Source organism: Nocardia sp. No.11 (assembly GCF_038752175.1).
Classification (GTDB): domain Bacteria; phylum Actinomycetota; class Actinomycetes; order Mycobacteriales; family Mycobacteriaceae; genus Nocardia; species Nocardia canadensis.
In genome coordinates this window covers 41,643-65,199 of sequence record NZ_JBCGFB010000015.1, presented here as the reverse complement: position 1 = coordinate 65,199, position 23,557 = coordinate 41,643, and the positions used below count along the sequence as shown (strand labels likewise).

Annotated in this window: 27 protein-coding genes and 2 pseudogenes; 20 read left to right on the top strand and 9 right to left on the bottom strand. The window is 69.9% G+C overall.

Annotation, left to right across the window (positions count from 1 at the left end; genetic code table 11):
* Positions 1–57 precede the first annotated feature (57 nt).
* Positions 58–486: pseudogene (locus tag V8688_RS07550) on the top strand (SDR family oxidoreductase); the annotation flags it as partial.
* A 386-nt stretch (positions 487–872) separates the two neighbouring features.
* Here V8688_RS07550 and V8688_RS07545 read toward each other — a convergent pair.
* Together V8688_RS07545 and V8688_RS07540 are read right to left on the bottom strand one after the other, a co-directional pair.
* Positions 873–1,232 carry an ATP-binding protein gene (locus tag V8688_RS07545; RefSeq protein WP_342800478.1) on the bottom strand — a complete coding sequence of 120 codons (360 nt, stop codon included), beginning with the start codon at positions 1,230–1,232 and terminating at the stop codon, positions 873–875.
* A gap of 158 nt (positions 1,233–1,390) precedes the next feature.
* A complete protein-coding gene (locus V8688_RS07540; protein WP_218718055.1) occupies positions 1,391–1,825 on the bottom strand; it encodes an anti-sigma factor in 435 nt (144 codons plus the stop codon).
* 286 nt (positions 1,826–2,111) lie between these two features.
* Here V8688_RS07540 and V8688_RS07535 point away from each other — a divergent pair, with 286 nt between their 5' ends.
* From V8688_RS07535 to V8688_RS07515, 5 genes are all read left to right on the top strand, one after another.
* Positions 2,112–2,891, top strand: a complete 780-nt coding sequence (locus V8688_RS07535; RefSeq protein WP_316574960.1) for a SigB/SigF/SigG family RNA polymerase sigma factor — start codon at positions 2,112–2,114, stop codon at positions 2,889–2,891.
* A 131-nt stretch (positions 2,892–3,022) separates the two neighbouring features.
* Positions 3,023–3,493 carry an STAS domain-containing protein gene (locus tag V8688_RS07530; protein ID WP_342800477.1) on the top strand — a complete coding sequence of 157 codons (471 nt, stop codon included), beginning with the start codon at positions 3,023–3,025 and terminating at the stop codon, positions 3,491–3,493.
* A complete protein-coding gene (locus V8688_RS07525) occupies positions 3,490–3,672 on the top strand; it encodes a hypothetical protein (protein ID WP_218718058.1) in 183 nt (60 codons plus the stop codon). Before V8688_RS07530 ends, V8688_RS07525 begins: the two co-directional genes overlap by 4 nt.
* A 67-nt stretch (positions 3,673–3,739) precedes the next feature.
* Entirely contained in the window at positions 3,740–4,411 is a 672-nt protein-coding gene (locus V8688_RS07520) for a PAS and ANTAR domain-containing protein (RefSeq protein WP_218718059.1), read from the top strand.
* A gap of 173 nt (positions 4,412–4,584) precedes the next feature.
* Positions 4,585–4,947 (top strand): STAS domain-containing protein, encoded by a 363-nt coding sequence (locus tag V8688_RS07515; protein WP_218718060.1) that lies wholly within the window; start codon positions 4,585–4,587, stop codon positions 4,945–4,947.
* On the opposite strand, the gene V8688_RS07510 is transcribed toward V8688_RS07515, so the two are convergent.
* The 5 genes from V8688_RS07510 to V8688_RS07490 all read right to left on the bottom strand — a co-directional run bounded on the left by V8688_RS07510 (position 4,944) and on the right by V8688_RS07490 (position 11,195).
* Positions 4,944–5,405 (bottom strand): response regulator, encoded by a 462-nt coding sequence (locus tag V8688_RS07510; protein ID WP_342800476.1) that lies wholly within the window; start codon positions 5,403–5,405, stop codon positions 4,944–4,946. The two genes, V8688_RS07515 and V8688_RS07510, sit on opposite strands and share 4 nt — an antisense overlap.
* Positions 5,402–7,045, bottom strand: a complete 1,644-nt coding sequence (locus tag V8688_RS07505; protein ID WP_342800475.1) for a CHASE3 domain-containing protein — start codon at positions 7,043–7,045, stop codon at positions 5,402–5,404. The genes V8688_RS07510 and V8688_RS07505 overlap by 4 nt, the downstream gene beginning before the upstream one ends.
* The gene (locus V8688_RS07500) at positions 7,042–8,262 is read right to left on the bottom strand and encodes a fused response regulator/phosphatase (RefSeq protein WP_316574963.1); all 1,221 of its coding nucleotides are present in this window, start codon (positions 8,260–8,262) and stop codon (positions 7,042–7,044) included. Before V8688_RS07500 ends, V8688_RS07505 begins: the two co-directional genes overlap by 4 nt.
* 321 nt (positions 8,263–8,583) lie before the next feature.
* Positions 8,584–10,050 (bottom strand): FAD-dependent oxidoreductase, encoded by a 1,467-nt coding sequence (locus V8688_RS07495; RefSeq protein ID WP_342800474.1) that lies wholly within the window; start codon positions 10,048–10,050, stop codon positions 8,584–8,586.
* Between the two features lie 59 nt (positions 10,051–10,109).
* Positions 10,110–11,195, bottom strand: a complete 1,086-nt coding sequence (locus V8688_RS07490) for a mechanosensitive ion channel domain-containing protein (protein ID WP_342800473.1) — start codon at positions 11,193–11,195, stop codon at positions 10,110–10,112.
* 160 nt (positions 11,196–11,355) lie between these two features.
* Between V8688_RS07490 and V8688_RS07485 the strand changes: the two genes are divergently transcribed.
* The 12 genes from V8688_RS07485 to V8688_RS07430 all read left to right on the top strand — a co-directional run bounded on the left by V8688_RS07485 (position 11,356) and on the right by V8688_RS07430 (position 21,133).
* Complete coding sequence (locus tag V8688_RS07485) at positions 11,356–11,766, top strand: hypothetical protein (protein WP_342800472.1); 411 nt, start codon at positions 11,356–11,358, stop codon at positions 11,764–11,766.
* A gap of 141 nt (positions 11,767–11,907) precedes the next feature.
* Positions 11,908–12,375 carry an SRPBCC family protein gene (locus V8688_RS07480; RefSeq protein WP_218718065.1) on the top strand — a complete coding sequence of 156 codons (468 nt, stop codon included), beginning with the start codon at positions 11,908–11,910 and terminating at the stop codon, positions 12,373–12,375.
* Between the two features lie 262 nt (positions 12,376–12,637).
* Positions 12,638–13,006 (top strand): VOC family protein, encoded by a 369-nt coding sequence (locus V8688_RS07475; RefSeq protein WP_316574967.1) that lies wholly within the window; start codon positions 12,638–12,640, stop codon positions 13,004–13,006.
* 91 nt (positions 13,007–13,097) lie between these two features.
* Positions 13,098–13,484 carry a hypothetical protein gene (locus V8688_RS07470; protein WP_218718067.1) on the top strand — a complete coding sequence of 129 codons (387 nt, stop codon included), beginning with the start codon at positions 13,098–13,100 and terminating at the stop codon, positions 13,482–13,484.
* 140 nt (positions 13,485–13,624) lie between these two features.
* Positions 13,625–14,995 (top strand): MFS transporter, encoded by a 1,371-nt coding sequence (locus tag V8688_RS07465; protein WP_316574969.1) that lies wholly within the window; start codon positions 13,625–13,627, stop codon positions 14,993–14,995.
* A 46-nt stretch (positions 14,996–15,041) separates the two neighbouring features.
* Positions 15,042–15,701 (top strand): response regulator transcription factor, encoded by a 660-nt coding sequence (locus tag V8688_RS07460; protein ID WP_218718069.1) that lies wholly within the window; start codon positions 15,042–15,044, stop codon positions 15,699–15,701.
* A 16-nt stretch (positions 15,702–15,717) separates the two neighbouring features.
* Positions 15,718–17,157 (top strand): HAMP domain-containing sensor histidine kinase, encoded by a 1,440-nt coding sequence (locus V8688_RS07455; RefSeq protein ID WP_342800471.1) that lies wholly within the window; start codon positions 15,718–15,720, stop codon positions 17,155–17,157.
* Complete coding sequence (locus tag V8688_RS07450; RefSeq protein WP_342800470.1) at positions 17,154–18,074, top strand: TAXI family TRAP transporter solute-binding subunit; 921 nt, start codon at positions 17,154–17,156, stop codon at positions 18,072–18,074. The genes V8688_RS07455 and V8688_RS07450 overlap by 4 nt, the downstream gene beginning before the upstream one ends.
* Positions 18,075–18,384: 310 nt before the next feature.
* Entirely contained in the window at positions 18,385–18,909 is a 525-nt protein-coding gene (locus tag V8688_RS07445; RefSeq protein WP_316574971.1) for an OmpA family protein, read from the top strand.
* A gap of 166 nt (positions 18,910–19,075) precedes the next feature.
* The gene (locus V8688_RS07440; RefSeq protein WP_218718073.1) at positions 19,076–19,972 is read left to right on the top strand and encodes an NAD(P)H-binding protein; all 897 of its coding nucleotides are present in this window, start codon (positions 19,076–19,078) and stop codon (positions 19,970–19,972) included.
* A gap of 68 nt (positions 19,973–20,040) precedes the next feature.
* Positions 20,041–20,628, top strand: coding sequence for a CPBP family intramembrane glutamic endopeptidase (locus tag V8688_RS07435; RefSeq protein ID WP_308248454.1), 588 nt, complete (start codon positions 20,041–20,043; stop codon positions 20,626–20,628).
* Positions 20,629–20,698: 70 nt separating this feature from the next.
* Positions 20,699–21,133, top strand: a complete 435-nt coding sequence (locus V8688_RS07430) for a VOC family protein (protein WP_218718075.1) — start codon at positions 20,699–20,701, stop codon at positions 21,131–21,133.
* A gap of 13 nt (positions 21,134–21,146) precedes the next feature.
* Here V8688_RS07430 and V8688_RS07425 read toward each other — a convergent pair whose 3' ends face one another.
* Together V8688_RS07425 and V8688_RS07420 are read right to left on the bottom strand one after the other, a co-directional pair.
* Positions 21,147–22,034 (bottom strand): aminoglycoside phosphotransferase family protein, encoded by an 888-nt coding sequence (locus tag V8688_RS07425; protein WP_342800469.1) that lies wholly within the window; start codon positions 22,032–22,034, stop codon positions 21,147–21,149.
* A 48-nt stretch (positions 22,035–22,082) separates the two neighbouring features.
* Positions 22,083–22,241, bottom strand: a pseudogene (locus tag V8688_RS07420) (VOC family protein); the annotation flags it as partial.
* Here V8688_RS07420 and V8688_RS07415 point away from each other — a divergent pair.
* Positions 22,227–22,550: a hypothetical protein gene (locus tag V8688_RS07415; protein WP_342800485.1), complete on the top strand. Its 324-nt coding sequence runs from the start codon at positions 22,227–22,229 to the stop codon at positions 22,548–22,550. The pseudogene V8688_RS07420 and the gene V8688_RS07415 sit on opposite strands and share 15 nt — an antisense overlap.
* Positions 22,551–22,765: 215 nt before the next feature.
* Positions 22,766–23,185, top strand: coding sequence for an NUDIX domain-containing protein (locus tag V8688_RS07410; RefSeq protein ID WP_316574974.1), 420 nt, complete (start codon positions 22,766–22,768; stop codon positions 23,183–23,185).
* Positions 23,186–23,557 lie beyond the last annotated feature (372 nt).

Genomic DNA, 23,557 nt, shown 5'->3' with positions numbered 1-23,557 from the left:
TCATACACCCAGGGTTGACCACGGCGCCCGTTGCCAAACCGTGATCATCGAATCGACAACTACCCGGCCCGAATTCACGACGGCTCCGACGCGTCCTTCCATCTCGTCCAGGCCGCGGTTTCGCACATGCGGCCGGGGTCGTCGATCATCGGCAGTTCGTCGGTGAATTCCGACATGCCCAATCCGACGCCGGCACCGTATGCCGCGACCGAAGCCGCGATCGCGAATCTGTCCGCGAGCCTGGCGCAATTGCTGGGCGACAAGGGCATCCGGGTGAACAGTGTGGCGCCCGGCCCGATCTGGATGCCGCTGATTCCGTCCACCATGCCACCGGAGAAGGTCGCGAAGTTCGGGGACGACACCCCGCTGGGCAGGGCGGGACAGCCCGCCGAGCTCGCACCCGCCTATGTCCTGCTCGCCGCCGACGACGGTAGCTACCTCTCCGGCGCCAGGCTCGCGGTCACCGGCGGCCGTCCGCTCCTTTGATTCGCGGCGCGTTCCGGTTTCGCGCGGCGGGACGCGGGCATCGCGGGGACATGGCGATCATCCGCCGTTCACCACCGTCGAGGAGGCGATCATGACCCCGGTCGAACCGACCCCCCAACCCCCGCCGCCGGCCCCCTTCCCGCCCGGTCCCGCGCCGGACCCCGTCCCGCCCACTCCCGGTGACCCGGTGCCGCCCCTACCTCGTCCGGGCGAACCGATTCCCCCGATCCCCACTCCGGAGCCCACCCTCCCCGATCCGTCCGCGCGGCGGTAGACGCGGGTACTCCGAGGGCCGCCATCACGACCGTTGCACCGCATCGACCTCACCGGCGATTCGGTCGACCGGATCCGGCACGGCGACCCGCACGACGGATCGGCGACCCCACTCAGCACGGGTTCGGGGTGCCCAGTTCCGCCCAGACCGTCTTGCCGGCCTCCCGATACTCGACGCCCCAGCGGGCGGACAGCTGGGTGACCAGCCGTAACCCGGTGCCGCCGGTGCCGTCCGGGCGGCGGATGCGGGGTCGGGTGGCCGAACTGTCGTCGACTTCCACCCGGAATCGGGCCGGACCTGCCACGATCAACCGGCAGGATCGCTCCGGCGCGCTGTGGCGAACAGCATTGCTGGCCAACTCGTCACACACCTGCACCGCGTCCTCGACTCCGACGCCGGCACACTGCGTCAGCAGCCGGCGAACCGTATGGCGGACCTGACCCAGCGACACGGTCTCGAGGTCGAGCTCCACCGTCGTCGTCCTCGCGCGGTGTTCGGCGCGTGTTCGGTTCGGTGTCGCATCGTTCACCGGAATCCTCCTCGCGCTCATCATGCTGTCCGACCGGACATACCCGGAGCCGCTCGGCGGAAACGGCAGCGGCGGAGATGGCGCGAGCGGCCGGGAGCGCCTCAGGCGCGGGTGCGCGCCCGCTCGAACACCACGGTGACCGAACGTCCGCCGGTGTCGGGGTCGAGCGGACCCGTCTCCACGGCGAGGCGATCGGTGCTCGCCTCGAGCACCTGCCAGCCCAGGCCGGTCTCGTCGATGGGGTCGGCCACCATCGACACCGCGCCCACCTCCATACGCATGCCGCGCTTATCGGCGGAGAACTCACACCGGATCCGGGTTTCGGGCACGGCGTGCACCATCAGGCAAGTGGCGATCTCGTCCAACGCCACACGCAGGTCGGTGATCTCATCGATCAGGAATCCGGCGACCATGGCGGCGGTCTCGGCGACGGCGCGCAGCATCAGCAACTGGCTGATCTCGGCCTGCACATCCCATCCGAGCCGCGTGTTCCGGACCTGCCGTTCGGCCAGCGCTCTGTCGAGCGGGTTCGTCATCGTGGCTCCCCTCGTGGCGTTGACGTGGCCCGAGCGGGGCCGCCACGGGCCACAGGGTACGCGGGCCTCCGACAGCTCGGGCAGCCGGGCGAACGCCGGCCGAACCCGGCTGTCCCGCTTCGCATCCCTGCCCGGCGCATCGACCGGCTCGCCGGGAGAAACGATCGACAACGAGGTTTGGGAACGACACGAAACGGTAACTCTTCGATCAACAAGGTCCATACCTTCCGACTTGCCAGCCTGCCAGTCGACCGGTACTCACAGTTGAAGGCCAGGAGCTGACCCGATGAGCCAGACCGTCACCTACGACAAGCCAGAACCGCTGTTCGTCCAGTTGTCGCTGACCGACCCACGTTCGGCCGAGCACGAAGCGCTGCGGGATCGGATCATCGATACCTGCCTGCCGTTGGCCGAGAACATCGCCCGCCGGTTCGCCGGTCGCGGCGAGACCTTCGAGGACCTGCTGCAGACCGCGCGGGTCGGGTTGGTGATCGCGGTCGATCGCTACGACGTCACCCACGGCGCGCCGTTCCTCGGCTTCGCGGTTCCGACGGTGATGGGCGAGGTCCGGCGGCATTTCCGCGACCGCACCTGGGCGCTGCACGTGCCGCGCCGCGACAAGGAGCTCTACGGGCGGCTCCGGCCCGCCACCGAGAAGCTCACCCGTGAGCTCGACCGGTCCCCCACCGCCTACGAGCTGGCCGACGAACTGGGCGTCGACATCACCGATGTCACCCGAGCGATGACCGCCTCCGAGGCCCACCACACCCGCAGTCTCGATCTCCCGGTGCCCGACGCCGACGGCGGGCCGGGCATGTCCATCGCCGACAGCATCGGTGACGAGGACCCGTTCTACGCGCTCACCGAGGACGCGCTCACGGTGGGACCGCTGCTGGCGCAGCTGTCGGACGAGGACAGGCAGCTGCTGTCGTGGCGCTACTACGACTCGCTGACCCAGTCCGACATCGCCGAACGAGTCGGCCTGTCGCAGATGAGCGTCTCGCGCAAACTCACCAGGATCCTGACTCGACTGCGTGCCCAGGCAGGCGATATCGAGGCGGCCTGACCGGCCCATATCGCCTGTTGGGCGACCCGCCGGCGGAATGTGTGGTGCAATGGGAGGTCCTCCCGACCTTCAACATGCAGGGTGTGGGCGGGCGGCCGTAGGCCGCTGGTGCCGACGAATCGAGCACACCGATGTCTCTGCCCTTCCCCGACCGGCGCCGCAACGGCCCGTTCCCGACCGCCGTCGACAGCCCTTTTCCGGCTTTCCTCGATGAGCCTCGCGATGCCTGCCTACGGCTGAGCGCCGAGTTCGAGCATCGCGGCCGATCGACGCGATTGCGAGCGCGCGGCGAGGTCGACGCCTTCACGATGCCGCGCTGGCGGCGAATGCTCGACCACGGCGCCGACACGGTGGTCCCGGGCGGGCAGTTCGTCGTCGACCTGCGCGGACTGGGTTTCGTCTCGTGCCGGGGCTTCGGGGAACTGGTGCGGACCGCGACCCGGTGTCGCGCGCACGGATCCTCCTTGTTCGTGGTCGAGGACGGTGGGTGGTCGCGGCGCGTCCTCGAGGTGGTCGACCCGGCCGGCGAGCTGGTGACCTATCCGCACCAGGTCCACCACCCGGTGGGGGCGGAGCCGGTCGCCACGGAGGAACCGGCATGACCCAGCGCGAGCGCGGCCGGACGACACCGCCCGACCCGGACGACAACGAGGTCGCCGGCGAAACCATCAGCTGGCCCGAACCGAGCCCATTGCAGTCCTGGTGGGAGTCGATCATGGACCACCTCGACGCCCCCGACGACACCGCGCGCAGAGGACCGGGCCGATTCCGCACGGCGTGACGGCGCGGGCCCGCCGGACCCGGCCGAGCGGGCGGCCGACGATCCCGACGACGGTAGTGTCATGGTGATGTCATCCGATTTTCCCGGTGTGGACGACGCGGTCGACGAGGCACATGCCCCGTCGGCGGTCGGCGCGTTCACGTTCTGGTTCACCACGCAGCGCTGGGAGTGGTCGGCCGAGGTCTACCGCATGCACGGCTACACTCCGGGCCAGGTCGAACCCACCACCGAGCTGCTGCTGTCGCACAAGCATCCCGACGACCGTGACGTCGTCGCCGACCTCATCGCCCGGACCATCGAGCGCGGCGAGCCGTTCTCGAGCAGGCACCGCTTCCTCGATACCGGCGGCCGGACGCACACGGCGATGGTCGTCGCCGACCGCATCCTCGACGACGACGACGTGCCCGTCGGCACCACCGGCTACTACCTGGACCTGACCGAGACGGTCGACGCCGCGACCAAAGCCGCGGTGAACGCCGCGATCTCGAGCGCGGTGGAATCGCGCGCGGTCATCGAGCAGGCCAAGGGCGTGCTCATGCACATGTACGGGATCAGCGCCGAGCAGGCGTTCAAGGTCCTGGTCTGGCGTTCGCAGGAGACCAACACCAAGCTGCGTGACATCGCCACCTGTGTGATCTCGGACCTGAAATCGGTGCCGCGACCGGCGCCACAGGTCGTGAGCGCCTTCGACCATCTGCTGCTGACCTGCCACGAACGGACCGGACGATGCGACACCTGACCCGGGCGAGCCGCCCGTCGCCCGCGGCGGCCGAATACGGCGCGTGGGCGGCGTTTACCGCCGAGCGGATAGGGTAGGTTGCCTACGCGAGAATCGGCTCGCAGGACTCGTCGACCCGGCGAAGCCAGAGGCAAGGGGTACACAGTGGCCAAGCGCAACCAGGGAGACTTCCGGTGACCGTCGAAGACAGATTCCGTGAGCTCGATGTCCAGAGCCGCGCGCAGGACGGATTCGAAATCCTCAGTGTCCGCGGTGAAGTGGACATGGCATCGGCTCCCCAGCTGCAAGCCGCGCTGGAGCAGGCGCGGCAGCGCGGGAAGACCCTCGTCGTGGACATGACCCAGGTCGGGTTCCTCGGCTCGGCGGGGCTCAGCGCACTGCTGATCGTGTCCAAGTCCGCACCCGACCAGCTGCGTGTCGTCGCCTCCCGCGAGGTGGCCCGGCCGATCGAGCTGACCGGGCTGGACAAGCTGCTCGCCGTCTACGACACCCTCGCGGCGGCGATCGCCGACGAACCGCGCAGCTCCGCGGGCTAGGTCCGTACACGCGGCTCCCGCACGCGCGGGAGCCGCACGACCTGCACGAAGAATTCGTCGATCTGCCGGATGGCGGCGATGAACTGATCGAGATCCACCGGCTTGGTGACATAGGCGTTCGCGTGCAGTTTGTAGCTGCGCAGAATGTCTTCCTCGGCCGCGGAGGTGGTGAGCACGACCACCGGGATGTGCGAGAGCTCCGAGTCGGCCTTGATCTTCTCCAGCACCTGCCTGCCGTCGTACTTGGGCAGATTCAGATCGAGCAGAATCAGATCCGGTCGCGGAGCCTCGGCGTAGGCGCCACCACGGTAGAGGAAGTCCAGCGCTTCCTCACCGTCGCGGACCACGTGCAAGGTGTTGCCGATCTTGTTGTCCTCGAACGCTTCCCGTGTCATCAACTCGTCGCCGGGATCGTCCTCGACGAGCAGGATGTCGATCGGCTGGCCGGGATCGGTCATGCGGAGACCTCTTTCTCGATGGGCGGTGCGGTCAGGGCGGGCGCGTCGGCCCGGAGGGTGAAACACAGCCGGGTGCCGTCGCGGTAGTCGGTGTCGATCCAGATCCGGCCGCCGTGGAACTCCACGATCTTCTTGCACACGGCCAAGCCGATGCCCGTCCCGCCGTACGCGTCGCGCGGATGCAGGCGCTGGAAGATCACGAAGACCTTCTCGACGAACTCGGGGGCGACGCCGATTCCGTTGTCCGACACCGAGAACTGCCATTCCTGGGGGTCGTCGGCCGCCGGCTCGTAGGAGACGCGGACCACCGGCGTGAGGCCGGCGGTGCGGAATTTGACAGCGTTGCCGATGAGGTTCTGCCACAACATGATCAGCAATGTCGGTTCGCCGACGAGCCGGGGCAACGTCGCCGGGCGCTCGATCACGGCGCCGGATTCCTCGATGATGGCCGACAACGCCGACAGCGCCTCGTCCAGCGTCGCGTCGAGCTCGACCGGCTCGGTGCCCTCCGACACCCGGCCGACCCGGGAGAAGGTGAGCAGGTCGTTGATCAGGATTTGCATGCGCTTGGCGCCGTCGACCGCGAAATCGATGTACTGCTTACCGCGCTCGTCGAGCTGATCGCCGTAGCGCTTGTCGAGCAGCTGGCAGAACGAGGCCACCTTGCGCAGCGGTTCCTGCAGGTCGTGGGAGGCGACGTAGGCGAACTGCTCGAGTTCGGCATTGGAGCGGCGCAGTTCCTCGGCTTGGACCCCGAGGTCCTGCTTCTGCTGCTGCAGAGTCGCCTCCTGGACCCGCGAGGAGTCGAGTTCGGCGACGATGTGGTGCCGCATGTTCTCCACCGCCTCGCAGACCAGCGCGATGTCGGACGGTCCGACCGCCTCGATCCGCGAACCGAAGTCCCCCGCTGCCACCCGGCGCGAGGAATCGGTGAGATAGCCCAGCGGCCGCACGACCAGTCGCCGCACCAGCACGACGAGCAGCACGCCGGTCAGGACGAACACCGCGACCACCGCCGACAACACGACATCACGCTGGGTACGCGCGGCGTCCAGCTCGGCGTTGTCGACGGCGACGGCGGCCAGCAGATTGTCGGTCTGGGTGACGAAGCGAGCGCGCAGTCCGTCGAAGAGGGTCTTCCCGCGCACCGCCGTCGCGGTGTCGATCCCCCGCGTACCCGCGGCGACCGCCGCGGCGAGGGGGTCGGTGTAATCGGTACGCCACCGATCCGCTGCGGCCTCCACCACATCGAGGTCGGCGAGCAGTTCCGGACGCCCGGCGAGCAGCTCGCGCAGGCGCGTCGCGGCGGCCGTCTCCTCCCGCCTGCCCACGTCGTAGGGCTCGAGGAACTGCGGGTCACCGGTGACCGCGTAGCCGCGGATACCGGTCTCCTGGTTCACCAGGGCGCCCTGCAAGCGGTAGACCTCGGCGGTGGCAGGCACGGTCTGCTCCAGCAGGCGATCGGTGACCCGGGTCGTGTTCGCGATGATCTGCGCGCCTACCGCCGCACCGGCGATCACCACCAAGATCATCAGGGCCAGCACCAGCTGGAACCACGCCTGCGCGGTCAGGGTGGAATCGATACGGGGACGCCCGCTGGTTCGCGGCATGGCCAGGCCTGCTCTCTCGTCGGTCGTCACGGCAGGGTCCGCCGCATCGTTGCACGCCACCGCACGTACAGGATGGCCACATCGTCGTCCAAACCGCCTGCCGCCGAGGACAAGTCCTCCACGCGCGCGATCACCGCGTCGACGAAGGCCTCGGGCTGCTCGCCGCGCAGGGCGTGAGCCAACTCCAGCAGGCCGGTCTCGCCGAGCCGCTCGCTCCCGTCGCCGACACGTCCCTCGAACAGTCCGTCGGTGAACAGCATCAGCCCGGCGTCCGCCGACAGCGCGACTTCCTGCGCGGGCCACTGCGCGACGCCCGGGACGAAGCCCAGCGCCGGTCCGCCCGGCACCTCCACCCAGTGCAGGCCGGCCGCGCTGTGCCGGAGCATGCCGGGGTGTCCGGCCCGGCGCACGAGCACGGTCTCGGTCGCGGGATCGAGCACCAGGCTGGTCGCGGTCGCGAAGGTCTGCTGATCGGCGCGCTCGGCGAGCAACACCTCCTCGAGCAGGCCCAGTTGCCGGGCGCCGGTCACCCCGCTGAGCACGAGCGTGCGCCAGGCCAGCCGCAACGCCACCCCGGTGGCGGCGGCGTCGGGACCGTGGCCGGAGACGTCACCGATGATCGCGTGCACGATCCCGTCGGGAGCCTGGACGACGTCGTAGAAGTCGCCGCCGAGCAACGAGTGATCGCGACCGGGCCGGTAGCGCGACACCACATCGACCGCCCGGTCGATGCCGAGCAGCGGGGTGGGCAGCAGGCCACGTTCGAGCCGGGAGTTCTCCTGGGCCCGCATCTGGCTGGCCTGGAGCGCGGCGCTGGTGCGTTCGGCCTGTTTCCGCTGAATGGCGTAGCGCACGGCCCGCCCGAACAGTTCCGGGTCGACCCGGCCCTTCACCAGGTAGTCCTGCGCGCCGGAGGCCAGCGCGTCCAGTCCCGTGTGTTCCTGGTCGAGACCGGTCATCACCACCACGGGGACGTGGTCGTTGTGGCCCCTGATCCGGGCCAGTGCCTCGAGCCCGTGCGCGTCGGGCAGATGGAGGTCGAGCAGCACGCAGTCCGGGACATCGGTGCGCAGCCGGTCACCGACCTCGGCGAGGGTGCGGACCCAGTCCAGGCGAGGCCGCGGGGAGAGGTCGGCGACCATCTCCTCCACCAGCAGCGCGTCACCGGGATCGTCCTCGACGAGCAGCAGCGAGACCGGCCGTCGCGGCTGCAACGTGGCCTCCAAGGCCAGCGAATCCGTGCTCACCGCGCGACTTCTTCCGGACAGCACAAAACCACGGTGTGCACGCAGCCTCCGATCCCGAGCGCCAGAGCGCAAACTCACTCTGCCGGCCGGTTTCTGGACCGAGAGGGTGCAGTGATGTTATCCGATCCGGCGGGCGGGGATGACCTCGTATGGTTCGGACGCGCGCTACGGGGTATCGCGGGCGCGCACAGAGAAGAATGTCACGCGCACGCTGGGGCGTGGTGGATCGCGTTGCCCACCGCCGCGGCCGAGCCGACGATGCCGATCTCACCGATCCCCTCGCCCCCGGTGGCGCTGCGTGTCGCAGTGCGTGCGCGCGCCTCAGCGTGACGAAAGTGGCTGTGTCGCAGGTCCTTCCAGCACGGAACCGTCCGGGGCGAAGCGGGATCCGTGGAGCGGGCAATCCCAGGTCCGCTCCGCGTCGTTCCACTCCACGATGCCCCGCAGATGCGGGCAGACCGCGGAGACCGCCGTGGTCTCACCGTCGACCGTGGACACCGCGGTCGGGTGCAGGCCCCGGCGTTCGACCCGGCCGCAACCCTCCCGGGGAACGGGGCCCGCGACGGTCCCGAACAGGTTCAGCCACCCGGTCGACAGGTACCGCGCCACGGCGAGATTGGCCTGCACGCCGGCGGGCAGCGCCGTCACCTCGCCCGGCCGCCAGGCGTCGTAGACACCGGCCCAGCGCGGTGATCGTCCGGTGAGCCGCCCCGCCGAGACCAGCGCCGCCGCGACGCCGTTGGTCATGCCCCATTTCGCGAAGCCGGTCGCCACGGACACCTCGTTCATCCCGGGCAGCAGCGGCCCGACATAGGGCAATTCGCCGATCGGGTGGTAATCCTGGGCCGACCAGCGATCGAGCAACCGCGCACCCGGGAACCACCGGTTCACCCAGTCGAGCAGTTCCTCGGCGTGACCGGCCTCGGACCCGGCACGCCCCACCTCGTGGCCGCTGCCACCGACGAGCAGCACTTCGCCGGTCTCCGTCGGATACCGTCGCAGCGACCTGGTCGGTCCCCCGGCGCTGAGGTACATCTGCTCGGGTACCGGCCCTGTCAGCTCGAACGCCGCCGCGTAGGACCGCTCGGCGACCAGCCGCGCGAAGTAGCCGCCCCGATCGAAAATCGGGGTGCCGGTCGCGACAACGACGTGCGCCGCCGAGACCTCCGCCTGACCCGTGCCGATCACCACCCCACCGCGACGACGGCGCAACCGCCGCGCCCGCGTCGACTCGAACACCGGCACGCCGTGCGCCTCGACGTCGGCCGCCAGCGCGGCGAGGACCGCGACCGGATCGACCTGTGCCTGCTCCCGCAGGCGCACCGCGCCGTACGCGGGGAACGGCACCTCGAGGTCGTCGACCAGCTCGGTCGGCAGGCCGGCCGCGCGGGTCGCTTCGTACTCGGCGCGCACCGCGTCACGCTCCTCGGTGTTCTGCGCGTAGGTGAGCGCGGGAACCCGCTGTACGGCGATGTCGTGGGTGGCGCAGAACTCCAGCAACCAGTCGAAGCCCGCCCGATTCGCGGCCAGGTACCGCTCCAGCACGGCGGTCCCGTGCCGATGCGCGATCGCTTGCGCCCTGGTCCCCTGCAGCAGCGAGATCTTCGCGGTCGACGCGCCGGTGGTGCCCGCACCGACCTGCCTGGCTTCGAGCACGGCCACCTCCCGGCCGCTCTCGGCGAGCAGCAGCGCGGTGGTGAGGCCGACGATGCCGGCGCCGAGGACGACCGTGTCGACTTCGAGATCACCGGCCAGCGGCAATCGGGTGGGCAGAACTGCATCGGTCAACCAGAACGACGTCATGTCCGGGGCATACCCACGCCTGCCGAACGAAACGGCCACGGCCGTCAGCGCACGCGCACTTCCGGCCGTTCGGGCTCCTCCGCCGCCGCACCGTCACCGGCGGAGATGATCGAGGCGGGGATCTTGGGCAGGGCGTTCGGGTGGCGCCTGCCGAGCCAGTCCAGCAGTTCCTCACGCACCGCGCACCGCAGCGTCCACGCGTCGTCGGCGTTCGAGGTCGACATCGCCGCCCGCACCACGATGTTCGTCGGCGTGCTGTCGGTGACCAGCAGATTCCAGCTGCGCCCGTCCCACTCCGGGCAGCCACGCAGGTAGTCGTGCAGGTGCTCCCGCAGCAGCGGCACCGGGGTGCTGTGGTCCAGGTGCAGCAGCACCGTGCCGGTGACCTCGGGCCCGCCTCGCGACCAGTTCTCGTACGGCTTGCTGTTGAAGTAGGAGACCGGCATGGTCAGCCTGCGGTCGTCCCAGATCCGCACCGTCAGGAAGGCCAGGGTGATCTCCTCCACGGTCCCCCATTCACCTTCCACCACCACGGTGTCACCGATCTTCACCGAGTCACCGAAGGCGATCTGCAATCCCGCCATGAGATTGCTCAGCGTCGACTGCGCCGCGACGCCCGCGATGATGCCGATGACCCCGGCCGAGGCCAGCAGCGACGTACCCAGCGTGCGCAGGCTCGGGAACAGCAACAGGATGGCCACTGCCGCGGTCGTCACCACCAGGATCGACGTGACGACCCGGCGCACGAGCCCCAGTTGCGTGCGCAACTGCCGCACCCGCGAGATCTCGCTGGTGCGCGCGGCATAGCGGCGCAACAGATTCTCCGCGACGGCGTCGGCGACCCGGACCACCAGCCACGTCACGGCCAGGATCGCCGCGGCGGCAAGGATATTGCCGATCACGGCGTCGTGGCGCGAGTCCAGCTCCGCCAAGGGATAGGCGGCGCGCAGGACCACCACGCCGAGCAACACCTGCAGTGGTAGCCGGGTGCGGCGCAGCAGCAGCGGCAGATGGGTGCCGGGCCGGCGACGCGCGCTGTAGCGCAGCAGCCGGTCGATCACCAGCCCCGCCGACACCGTGATCGCCACCGTCACCACGACGACGATCGTCGGCCGAACAATGTCCTCCACGAGATCGAACTCCTCTCGATGTCAACGCGATCTGCCGCCCGCATACCCATTCCCCCGCACGGCCGACATGACGATCCCGTTGCCCGAACTGATTGGCGGCGGCGATCGCGGGCATGCGACTCGATGACACAGCTGCCGAGCTGTCGATCGGAGGAAGTCCATGACCCGCCATCGCCGCACCGACCACCGCCCGATCAGCGTCGGAGTGCTCACCGCCCTGGCCGCGGCGAGCCTGCTGGGGTGCGCCACCACGACCGAACCCCGCGGCCCCGGGCAGGATCCCGGCCCCACCGAGGCGCCGATGATCGGGGCGGAGGCGAGCACCCAGTTGTGTGACGCCCTGCGCGCCGATGTCGGGAAATGGCAGTCCGAGGGCACCGCCGTGGCCCGCACGAGCTTCAATGGTGCCGTGCACAACTGGGCGTTGCGCAACGGCGCGATCAACATCTCACTGGCCCGCCACCGCGAGGTCCTCGACACGGTGACCCTCGAGCAGTGCCCGGACGTGCGCGATCAGGTGATCGACACGCTCGACGTCCCCGACCTCGCCTCCGGTCTCGCCGGATTCTGACCGAGTTCCCCACTCCTGTTTGCCCTTTCGGACCCAGGGTATGGCCCGCACTGTACGAGTCGACGAGCCTGCGACGGCTCGTCGGCAGTGACCGAAGCCGGTCCGTGGCGGTGACGCCGACGAACCGGGGAAGGAGTACCTGTGAGCACGGTAGCCGCGACTGTCGATGTCGATGTCCCGATCCGCACCGCCTACAACCAGTGGACACAGTTCGAGACATTCCCGTATTTCATGGAGGGCGTCGAGCAGGTCAGCCAGCTCGACGACCGGCACACCCACTGGCGCATCCACGTCGGTCCGTCGACGCGCGAATTCGACGCCACCATCACCGAACAGCACCCCGACGAACGCGTCGCGTGGAAATCCGACAGCGGACCCGACCACGCCGGGGTCATCACCTTCCATCGCCTCGACGACACCCACACCCGGATCACCGCGCAGATGGAGGTCGACCCGGAGGGCTTCGTCGAAACCGCCGCCGACAAACTCGGTGTGCTGAAGCATCGCGTGAACGGTGATATGAAGCGCTTCAAGCAGTTCATCGAGAGCGAGGGCCGCGAAACCGGGGCCTGGCGGGGCGACATCCCGCGTCCCGACGCCGGGATCTGAGTCGGCGCCGAACTTCCCTGTCGTCCGAACAACGAACGCCCCGTACTCGTTTCGAGTACGGGGCGTTCCGGCGGCGGTCACGCCGAAGCGAAGCGCTGCTTTTCGAATCCTCCCGCGCCGACGTTGTCCGGCGCGGCCCTGAGGCATACGCCGAGAGCACGCGAAGCCTGCCAGCGGCCCGCGGCCGAGAGCCGCAGAAGGCTCCGCCGGGCGGTGAGCGCCTTCGACCGATGTGTCGGTGGCGTCGTCTATCGTCGGCGGCGTGTCTGAGACCATCGCCTTCGGTGGCGTAACCATCGACAGCACCGACCCTGCCGAGCTCGCCGCGTTCTGGACGTCGGCCCTCGGTTATTCGGTCCTGGCCGACGCCGGGGACTACATCATGATCGCGCCGCCGGGTGTGGGTTTCGGGGAGGGCCGCTACCTGGCGTTCCAGCTGGTCCCGGAATCGAAAGCGACCAAGAACCGGGTGCACGTCGATTTCCAGACCTCCGCCCGGGAGAGCGAAGTCGATCGGTTGACGGCGCTGGGCGCCACTGTCCTCGGTGAACATTCACTGCCCGGCTTCGCCTGGACCGTTCTGCAGGACCCCCAGGGCAACGAGTTCTGCGTCGTCTCGGGGACCAGCTGATACCGGGGCTTGTAGCGAAGCCGTCACTTCGCGAGGACACTGTGGCGTAGCGCCCCACTCAGGCAGAGTCGTCCCGCGAGGAGAATATGCGATGGCAAATTTCGGGCCTTTCGATATCGATCCCGAGGAATTCGAACGCGTGCTCCGGGATACCGGCGACGAACTCCGCGACCTGCTCGGCAAAGCCGGTGACTATCTGGGTCGGGTAGATCAGGGCGGGCTCGGCGCGCTGACGTCGCTGTTCGGCCAATTCACGCAACAACCTCGCCCCGCCGCGCCCGAGGGGGCGACGACCGGTGAGACCGGCAGCGGCGTGTGGGCGGCCTACACCATCGACGACGACGGGCAGGCCAGGGTCGACCAGGTCTTTCCGAACGAGCTCGAGGCCCTGCGGGCGCATCGCGACAACACCGACGCACGCCGTCGCGTGCGATTCCTCCCCTATGGAGTTCCGGTGAGCGTGCTGGATATGCCCTGATCCGCGCCTGCGCGGTCCGTCCGGCAGGAATTGCCCTAAGGGAGTGTTAGGAACCGTCCCCACTGCTTCCGCTCGTCCTGTGACAGGCGACACAGTGGTCTCCGACGGCGCAGGGCCGCGCCGATGGAGGAGGGTTCAAGGTGACGACAACACAGGCCGGCGGTGAACGGCGAGTCGTGGCGAACGTGCTGCGTGGCTCGATCGGCAACCTCGTCGAATGGTACGACTGGTACGTCTACGCCGCGTTCAGCGTCTACTTCGCGAAGGCTTTCTTCCCCGACGGGGACCCCACCGCGCAATTGCTCTCCACCGCGGCGGTCTTCGCGGTCGGATTCATCATGCGGCCGATCGGCGGCTGGGCGCTGGGGCGCTACGCCGACCGGTTCGGCCGCCGCGCCGCGCTCACCCTGTCGGTCACGGTGATGGCCGCCGGGTCGCTGATGATCGCGGTGACCCCGGGCTTCGGCACCATCGGCATCGCGGCACCCGTCCTGCTGCTCATGGCCCGGCTGCTGCAGGGTCTCTCGGTCGGCGGCGAGTACGCCACCAGCGCCACCTATCTGTCGGAGGTGGCCTCCCCGGGCCGGCGCGGCTTCTACTCGAGCTTCCAATACGTGACCCTGGTCGCCGGTCAGCTGACCGCCCTCGGCGTCCAGATCATCCTGCAGCAGGTGCTCACCTCCGAGCAGATGCACAGCTGGGGCTGGCGCATCCCGTTCCTGATCGGCGCGGGCGGCGCCATCGTGGTCATGCTGCTGCGCCGCGGCATGGACGAATCCGACTCGTTCAAGGCCGTCGCGGGCTCCGGCGAGACCACGGCGGCGGCGGTCGGCAGTTCGCGCGGATCGCTGCGGGTGCTGCTGCAGTACCCCAGGGAATGCCTGCTGGTGGTGGGCCTGACCATGGGCGGCACCGTCGCGTTCTACACCTACACGACCTACATGCAGAAGTTCATGATCAACACCTCGGGTATCTCCAAGGACACCGTGGCCTGGATCAACTTCGTCGCGCTGCTGGTCTTCGTGGTGCTGCAGCCGATCGCCGGCGGGCTCTCCGACCGGATCGGCCGTCGCAAGCTGCTCATCTTCTTCGGTGTGGCGGGCACACTGTTGACGGTGCCGATCATGTCGGCGCTCGCGCACACCGCCAACCCGTTCGCGGCGTTCGGCCTGATGATGACCGCGCTGGTGATCGTCACCGGCTACACCTCGATCAACTCGATCGTGAAGGCCGAACTGTTCCCCACCAAGATCCGTGCGCTCGGCGTCGGGCTGCCCTACGCGCTCACCGTCGCGGTGTTCGGCGGCACCGCCGAGATGATCGCCCTGGCGTTGAAGAAGGCCGGGATGGAGTCGCTGTACTTCTTCTACGTCGCCGGATGTGTCGCGATCTCGCTGCTCACCTACTACTTCATGCGGGAGACCTCGGCCGAGTCGACCATCGACGCCGAAGCCGCCGTCGAGGCCGACCCGGTCGAGCCGGAGCGGGCGATGGCCACCGTTCGTGGCTGACCGTCCGGCAACCGCGCCGGTCCTGCCCCTGTGGGAGGATCGGCGCGTGCGGCTTGCGGTGGTCGAGGACGACGACGGGGTAGGCGATGCCCTGGTCGAGGCGCTGACCGCGCGCGGCTACCGGGCCGAGCGCCTGCGCCGGGGCGCCGATCTGCTCATCGCCCACCGCGACTACGACGCGGTCCTGCTCGATCTCGGCCTGCCCGACGCCGACGGGCTGCAGGTGCTGCGCCGGCTGCGCGAGGTCAGCGCCGTCCCCGTGCTGATCCTGACCGCCCGCAGCGACGAACGTTCCATCGTGCGCGGCCTGCGTGGCGGCGCGGACGACTACGTGGTCAAACCGCCGCGCATCGCCGAGCTGATGGCGCGGCTCGAGACCGTGCTGCGCCGGGCCGCCGCCGTCGCCAGGCAGGCGAGGACCGAGGTCGTCACCGGGGATGTCCGGGTGGACCTGCGCGCCCGCGTGGTCGAGGTGGCCGGCACCCCGATCCCGCTCACCCAGAAGGAGTTCGAACTGGTCGAGGTGCTGGTGGAACGGCCGGGTGCCGCGGTGAGCAGGCAACAGCTGATGGACCGCATCTGGGGCGACGCCTTCGTCGCGGTCTCGCGCTCGCTCGATGTCCACATGACCGGATTGCGCGCGAAACTGAACCGGCCCGGGCTGATCACCACCATTCGCGGCTACGGATATCGGTGGGGCGAGTGACCTCCCGGGAGCGCGCATGCGGCGCCGACTGCTGATCGCGCTCACCGTCTTCGCCGCGCTCGCGGTGCTGGCGTTCGCGGTGCCGTTGTCGCTGACCGCGGCCACCAGCCGAACCCAGCAATTGGTGCTCGGCCGGTCCGGCGACGCCGATCGTTTCGCCACGCTCGCCGACGCGGCCGGGGCGGCGGGCGGGGTGCGGGCACTCGCCGACGAGGTCACCCGCTATCACGAGCTCTACGGGGAGAACGTCCTGGTCGTCGATGCGCGCGGGGCGCCGATCGTCAATGCCGGAGTCGCGGTGGACGATCCGCGGATCCGGGCGGCGGTGGCCGCCGCCCGGCGCAACCAGCGCCCGCAGCAGGTGGACCGGCTGACGCCGTGGAGCGCGCCGGCGATGCTCGTCGCGCGTCCCGTCGGCACCGGCGTACAGGTGAACGGCGCCGTCGTGATCGAGGCGTCGACGGCCGCGGCCCGCTCGGCGATCGCTCGGATGTGGGCGCTGATCGCGGTCGGGGCACTGGGCGCGATGGTCGTGTTCGTGCTGTTGGCGCTCGTCCTGAGCCGCTGGGTGCTGCGCCCGCTGGCCGCCATGTCGAACGCGGTCGCCGAGCTCACCGCGACGCTGCCCAAGCCACGCGGCCGGGCCCCGATCACCCGGCGGTACGGCGGTCCGCCCGAGGTCCGTGCCCTCGCCGAATCCGTCGACGCGATGGCGACGGCCGTCGCCGACTCCGCCGACGCGCAACACCAGCTCGTCGCCGATACCGCCCATGCCATGCGTAATCCGCTCGCCGCCTTGACGATTCGGCTCGACTCGCTGGAATCCGCGGTCCCCGCGAGCGCGGCGGCGACCTTCCGCGGCGCCACCACCGAGGTGGAACGGCTGACCGCGCTCCTCGACGACCTGCTGCAGCTGGCCGTCGCCGAGGCGCCCGCGTCCTTCGGCACCGTGGCCTGCGCCGAGGAACACTGTGATCCGGCCCAGGTCGCCGCCGACCGCGTCGACGCCTGGACCTCGGCGTTCGACGATGCGGGGATCCGGCTGACGGCGACACCCACCGACGACTCCCCCACGGCGACGGTCCGACCTGGCCCCGGCGCCGATCGGGTCGAGGCCGCGATCAGCGCGGCCGCCCTCGCCCAGATCCTCGATGTGGCCCTGAGCAATTCATGCCGCTACGCCGGATCCGGGGCGCACACGATCGTCGGCGTCACGGCCGGTCCGGACGGGGTGACGGTGCGGGTCGCCGATGACGGGCCGGGCGCGGTACCCGACGAGCTCGACCGGCTCACCGCCCGGTTCTTCCGTGGTTCGACAGCCGCCGCCGGCGGGACGGGTCTGGGGTTGTCGATCGCGCAGGCGCTGGCCAAGGCGCGTGGCGGCACGCTGTCCGTCGAGGCGGTGCACCCGCACGGGCTCGCCGTCCTGGTCCGCGTCCCCGCGGTGACCCGATGAGCGGCCCGTCGATCAGCCGTCGCCGGATGCTGGCCCTGGCCGCGCTGGCGTCGGCGAGCGTCGTCGGCTGCGGCACGACCGATCCCGCGACGATACGGCTCGCTTCCGGCGAGGACGGCGGCTTCTACTACGCCTTCGCCCAGCTGCTGGCCACCGCCGCCGCCGGACATTCCGACGACCTGCGCATCGAGCCGGTGGAAACCGCGGGCTCCCAACAGAATCTGCGGATGGTCGCCACCGGCGAGGTCGACACCGCGCTCGCGCTGGCCGACTCGGCGGACGACTTCGGCGGACGCGTGGTCGCGCTGGGCCGGGTCTACGAGAACTATCTGCAGCTGGCGGTCCGCACCGACGGACCGATCACGCAGGTCGGCGATCTGCGCGGGCGCCGCGTCAACCTCGGCGCCGCAGGGTCCGGAGCCGCGGTCACCGGTGAGCGCGTGCTGAGCGCCGCCGGTCTGGACCCCGCCGAGGTCACCGTCGAACACCGCCCGCTGCGCGAGGCCGCTCAGGCACTGACCGACGGCACCATCGACGCCCTGCTGTGGGCAGGTGGCGTGCCGACCAGCGCGCTCACCGTCCCGGACCCGATGCGGCTGATCGATCTCGGCGCCCTGGCCGCGCCGATGCGGGAGCGGTACGGCCCGGTCTACGACCGCGTCGCCCTCCCCGCCGATGCCTACCCGGGCAGCCCCGCGGTCCATACGATCGGCGTCGCCAACCTCCTGCTCGCCACCGCGACGCTGCCCGACGAGCTCGCCGCCGCCATCGTCGACCTGCTGGTCCGGCACGCGGACTCGCTCGTGCCCGCCGAGGCCGCAGGCGCCCAGTTCCTCGACGGCCGCTTCCTCATCGGCACCGGGACCATCCCCCTGCACCCCGGTGCCGGCGCCGCGTACCGGCGCCGACACGGATGACGCTCGCTGGGTTCACCCGATTCGGGTGAGGCGCGCGCCCTGGCGGCGGCGCACGATGCGCCTATGGGATCAACTCCAGTGCAGGGCCCGGTGCTGTCCTCCGACGCGGCGGGCACGGCGGCGATCTCGACGAGAGGGGACCGACCCGCTTGACCGCACAGCAGTGGTCCGGCGTCCCCGCACGCTCGGGCCGACGACTGTCGGCCGCCACGTCCGGGGCGAGCGGTGCAGCGGCCCCGGATGTTCCCCTGCCGCGCGACGCAGTCGAGCACGACCCACTTTTCCGACATTCACAGACCAGGAGATTCCGGTGAAGCTCACACGCAGCGTCCTTGGGATAGCGTCGATCGCGGCGGTCGTACTGATGACCGCGGCCTGCAACTCCGACGACACGTCGTCGACACCGACGACCACCCCGACCACCCAGGTCGACACCATGCGGAGCAGTATCGCCGCGACGGCGTCCTCGGCGGTGAGTTCGGCACGCGACAGCGTGCAGCAAACAGTGCAGGACGCGATCAACAAGGTCCTGGTCGCCGCCCCGATCACCTTCGACCCGGGCAGTTCCGACCTGGGGACCACCGACACCGTCACGCTCAAAGCCGTGGCGGCCGCCTTGCAGGGCAACGACACCAAGATCGAAGTCTCGACCTACGCCAAGGATTCGAACGTGGCCGATGCCAAGTCTCTGGCCCAAGCGCGCGGTGACAACATCGCGGCCGAACTCGAGGCCGACGGCATCGACAAGTCGCGCATCACGGTGAAGTCCGACGCGAATCCCTCCGATTCGGAGATCAACCCGGATCAGGCCAAGATCACCGTCGTCGGTAGCTGAGACAGGACGTCATCGACGGCACACGTCCACCCGGACCACACGCGAAGCCCGACTCTCGCGGCGGGGATCCGGCGCCGAGACGCCCCGCGCGGGTAGCCTGGCGCCGGTTCCACCGTCGGCGTCGAAACGCCCGGCCGCATGTCCGCCCGCGTGGAGAGGATCCGTTGTGCAGGTACTCGTAGCCGGTTCGACCGGGTTCATCGGGCGGCGCCTCTGCCCGGAACTGCAGGAATCCGGACACACCGTGCGGGCCATGACCAGGCACCCGGAGAGGTATCACGGGGCGGGCACGCCCGTCGGTGCCGACGTCGCCGACCCCGCCTCGCTGCCGGAGGCCATGCAAGATTGCGACAGCGCCTACTATCTCGTGCACTCGCTCGCCGAAGAGGACTTCGAGCGGCGCGACGCGGCGGCGGCCCGGAACTTCGGCCGCGCCGCCGCACAGGCCGGGGTGCAGCGCATCATCTACCTCGGCGGGCTCGGCGACGACACCGATCGCCTCTCGGCGCACCTGCGCAGCCGCAGGCAGGTCGAAACCCTGCTCGGCGAAGCCGGGGTACCCGTCACGACACTGCGCGCCGGGATCATCGTCGGGCACGGCGGCATCTCCTGGGAGATCACCCGGCAGCTGGTCGAGCACCTGCCCGCGATGATCACCCCACGCTGGGTTCGCACCCGCACCCAGCCGATCGCCGTCGACGACGTGATCCGGTACCTCACCGGTGTGCTCGACGAGCCACGCACCACCGGCCGGACCTATGAGATCGGCGGTCCCGACGTCCTCGCCTACATCGACATGATGCGGCGGGTGGCGCGGATCCAGGGACGGCCGACGCCGATCGTGCCGGTGCCGTTCCTGTCCCCGCGGCTGTCCTCCCGCTGGCTCGCGCTGGTCACCGACGTCGATGTCCAGACCGGCCGGTCGCTGGTCGACTCGATGGTCAACGAGGTCGTCGTGCACGACACCACCATCCGGGACCTGCTGCCGTTCGAGACGATCGGCTACGACGAAGCGGTCCTGCGCGCGCTCGGCGAGCGCGTCCGGATGCGGTACGACGAATGACGGCCCGCTCGTGGTCGCGTGGAGTGCGGCCGAGGCAGGATGGGCAGCGGCCACTGACGGTCGCGGCCGTGGGTCTGGCAGGCACCGGCCTGCTGGGCGCGTCCCTGGCCGCGCCGCCCGCCAGCAGGCGCTTCTACGGGCTCACCCTCGCCACCGCAACCACACTGACCCTCGGTGGTCTGGCCACCACTCCGGCGCCGATCGAGGACCAGCCCGACCGGCGTGTGCTCGCGCCGGCGACGACCGGCGTCGCGGCGTTCGGGGTGTTCTACGGATGCGCGCTCGTCGCCCGACGAATCCCGTTGCTACGCAGGGCGATCACGAGGCTCCTGCGCTACGCCGACCGGGGCCGGACGCCGGCGGTCCTGCTGACCGCGCTGGCCAACGGCGCCGCCGAGGAAGTGTACTTCCGGGGCGCGGTCTACCACGCGGCCCCGCGTGCGCCCGTCGCCGTCTCCACCGGCGCCTACATCCTCGCCACCACCGCGACGCGCAACCCGGCGCTGGTGCTGGCCGGCGCGGTCATGGGCACACTGTTCGGCATCCAGCGTCAGCACACGGGCGGCATCCAGGCCTCCCTGATCACGCATTTGACCTGGTCCACCCTGATGCTGCACTTCATGCCGCCGCTGTTCCTCGACAACCACCCGTCCTGACGACACCGCGGCGGCACGCGTTGCCGGCGATCGATGGGCACGGCCGACTCCAGTTCCCTAGGATGACCTCATGCCAGTCGCGATGAACAACGTCGGCATCGTCGTCGAAGACCTCACGGCGGCGATCGAGTTCTTCGAAGAACTCGGCCTCGAACTCGAGGGTCGAGCCATGGTGGCGGGCGAGTGGGCCGGGCGCGTGACCGGCCTCGGCGACCAGAGCGTCGAGATCGCCATGATGCGCACACCGGACGGCCACAGCCGACTCGAGCTCTCCCGCTTCCTGGCGCCGCAGGTGATCGCCGCTCCCCAAACCCCGGTCAACACGCTGGGCTACCTTCGCGTCATGTTCACCGTCGACGACATCGACGAGACCCTCACCCGCCTCGGCAAGCACGGCGCGCACCTCGTCAGCAGCGAAGTGGTCCAGTACGAGAACGTCTATCGGCTCTGCTACATCCGTGGCCCCGAAGGCCTGCTCATCGGGCTGGCCGAAGAACTCGGATAAGTACGTCGGGCGGTCAGTCCGCCGCCAGGACCCGTTCCAGGGTCGCGTAGCCCGCCGGTTCCCAGCTCGGTTTGCCACCGGGCAGACCTAGTCTGCCGTTGCGCCCGACCATGATCAGGCCGAGCGCGCGCAGCACTGCCCAGCCCCGAGCTCTCGCGACGGCGGCCGCGTCCGCCCGTGCGTAGGCGTCGAAGAATCGGCTCGCCCCGCCTGTCGGCAACAGTATCCAGGCTGCCGACAGATCGGTCGCGGGATCGCCCGCGCACATCTCACCGAAGTCGATCACCCCGGCGAGCGTCCCCGCATCGACGACCACGTTCGCCGGGTGCAGGTCGGCGTGCAGCCACTGCGGCACACTCTGCCACGTCGGGGCATCGACCGCCTTGTCGAAGACTTCCCGTGCGTGCTCGGCGATCGCCGGATCGGCGATGACCTCGAACCAGAGGCCCGAGCTTTCGCGCAGATCGGCCAGCGGGATTCCGCGCGTGGGGTTGTTCGGAGCGCCGGCGGGCGCGTCGCCGTGCAGCACGCGCAGAAATCCTGCCAGGATCTCGGCGGAGTCGAGACTCGTGATGGGCGCGCGATCGGCGGGCTCTCCCTCGACCCATCGCGCGATCGTCCAGGGGTGCGGGAACAGGGACGACGGGTGGCCGACACGCAGCGGTGTGGGCGTCGGCAACGGTAGGCGCTCCGCCAGCACAGGCAGCCAGGTCTGCTCGATCCGCAGCAGGGCAGGTGCTCGCTCGGTGCGGGGCAACCGCACCGCCAGTTCCGGTCCGAGGCGCCATTGCCGATTGTCCCAGCCGCCCTCGACATCTCGGAGCTCCAGGTCGGCGAGATCCGGATGTTGCTCGCGCAGTAACGCTTTCACCAAGTCCTGCCCGAACTCGATCGCGGCCATGGCTGAGCATCGTAGCGGCGGTCCATGATCGTTCGATGACGTCGCCTGTCAGGTGCGGTCGTGGAGGGTGATCCGGTAGCCGTCGGGGTCGGCGAAGGTGAAGGTCCGGCCGAAGGGGCCGTCGACGGGTGCGGCGACAATGGTGTGGCCGTCGGCGGCGAGTGCGTCGTGGATGGCCTGGACATCGGTGGCGTGGAGCCAGGTCGAGACGGGGTCGGCATCGACCTGGAGACGTCACTGGGCTACCTGCTCAAAGAAGCGTCGAGCGCCCTGCGCGCCGCCATGGCGGAGGTGCTGCAGACCCTGGAACGAGACGGCTACGTGATGCGGCCCGCGGCGGCGCCGGTCGGAAAGGCACTGCCCGCGCGACTCACCCCTCGCGGCCGACGAAGCCTCGAGAAGGCGAGCGCGGCGGTCCGCGCCGTCGAGGTCGGAATGCTGGCCGGGATGACCGAGGCCGAACAGGTCGGATACGGGGAGTGGGCGGCGGATATTCGCGCACACGTCCTCGGCTGACCACATCGGACTCACGTGCCACTCGACGCGCCGACCGTGACGCCCCGACATTCGGGCGTGGCTTCGCAAGCCTGGCAGGCCGATTCGCCCACGCCGACAGTGCCCGGCACGTACCGTAATCACCGACCACCTTCGCCGGATCCGGCGGCGGTGGCGATGGGTGTCGGAGTCGAAAGTCGGTGAGTCCTATGGTGTCTGAGTCGGAGTTCGAGGAAATGTCTCGCCAGGCCGAAATCGACGGTACCGCACCTCGGGTCGGCGCGATCATCGATCGCGGCGGACAGGTCCTACTACTCGCGCGCCACGACACCGGTCCGATCAAGGCCACTCTGAAGCTTCCCGGAACCACCGTGCTGCCGAGGGAGCCTCTCGCCGAGGCGGTCGTCCGGGGCGTGCACGAGGAAACGGGCCTGGTCGTCACCGGGATTCGGCACCATGTCGGGGATTTCGACTACCTGTCCCCCGACGCCCACCCGGTGCGCCGCCTGCATTTCGCGGTCGATGTCGCGGCGACCGAACCGATCCGGCTCTCCGTCCACGCCCGCTATGTCTGGGCGCCCCTGGACGGTGATCTGCCGGTGACCTCGTCCATTCGCCGCATCCTCGAGACCTACCGCAATCTCGTGCACCCCTGACATCCCCTGTCGGGCCGGGGTCGAGCTCTTCGCAGGGACACCGGTCGATCGCCGATCGGTCACCTGTCCTTGTCGTGCCGTACTGATGGCCGGCGCCCGCGCCCGCCCGGCGTCGGGGCGCGCGCCCCGGTGCACCGGGGCCCCTGGTCGCCGTCGGTCACCTCGGTCACGAGGCGACTGTCGTCCACCTCGGCGCGCCGCAGGCCCGGAGCGGACGACCGCAGCATCGGACACCGACCGCCGACAGTGGATCGCCGCGGCACCACCGTCGTTACCTCACCTGCCCCAGGTGATGCGGCAGCTGTCCAGGATGCGGATCGACTGCTCGTGGGCGCCGCCGGGCAGTCGGTGCCGGGCCAGGCGCCGACGTCG

What these genes read in the sequence shown, in the direction of transcription:
- V8688_RS07540 (WP_218718055.1), bottom strand. Translation starts at nt 1,825, where the DNA reads ATGACGAACCCGCTCGACAGAGCGCTGGCCGAACGGCAGGTCCGGAAC.
- V8688_RS07535 (WP_316574960.1), top strand. Translation starts at nt 2,112, where the DNA reads ATGAGCCAGACCGTCACCTACGACAAGCCAGAACCGCTGTTCGTCCAG.
- V8688_RS07530 (WP_342800477.1), top strand. Translation starts at nt 3,023, where the DNA reads ATGTCTCTGCCCTTCCCCGACCGGCGCCGCAACGGCCCGTTCCCGACC.
- V8688_RS07525 (WP_218718058.1), top strand. Translation starts at nt 3,490, where the DNA reads ATGACCCAGCGCGAGCGCGGCCGGACGACACCGCCCGACCCGGACGAC.
- V8688_RS07520 (WP_218718059.1), top strand. Translation starts at nt 3,740, where the DNA reads ATGTCATCCGATTTTCCCGGTGTGGACGACGCGGTCGACGAGGCACAT.
- V8688_RS07510 (WP_342800476.1), bottom strand. Translation starts at nt 5,405, where the DNA reads ATGACCGATCCCGGCCAGCCGATCGACATCCTGCTCGTCGAGGACGAT.
- V8688_RS07485 (WP_342800472.1), top strand. Translation starts at nt 11,356, where the DNA reads ATGACCCGCCATCGCCGCACCGACCACCGCCCGATCAGCGTCGGAGTG.
- V8688_RS07470 (WP_218718067.1), top strand. Translation starts at nt 13,098, where the DNA reads ATGGCAAATTTCGGGCCTTTCGATATCGATCCCGAGGAATTCGAACGC.
- V8688_RS07455 (WP_342800471.1), top strand. Translation starts at nt 15,718, where the DNA reads ATGCGGCGCCGACTGCTGATCGCGCTCACCGTCTTCGCCGCGCTCGCG.
- V8688_RS07450 (WP_342800470.1), top strand. Translation starts at nt 17,154, where the DNA reads ATGAGCGGCCCGTCGATCAGCCGTCGCCGGATGCTGGCCCTGGCCGCG.
- V8688_RS07430 (WP_218718075.1), top strand. Translation starts at nt 20,699, where the DNA reads ATGCCAGTCGCGATGAACAACGTCGGCATCGTCGTCGAAGACCTCACG.
- V8688_RS07425 (WP_342800469.1), bottom strand. Translation starts at nt 22,034, where the DNA reads ATGGCCGCGATCGAGTTCGGGCAGGACTTGGTGAAAGCGTTACTGCGC.
- V8688_RS07410 (WP_316574974.1), top strand. Translation starts at nt 22,766, where the DNA reads ATGTCTCGCCAGGCCGAAATCGACGGTACCGCACCTCGGGTCGGCGCG.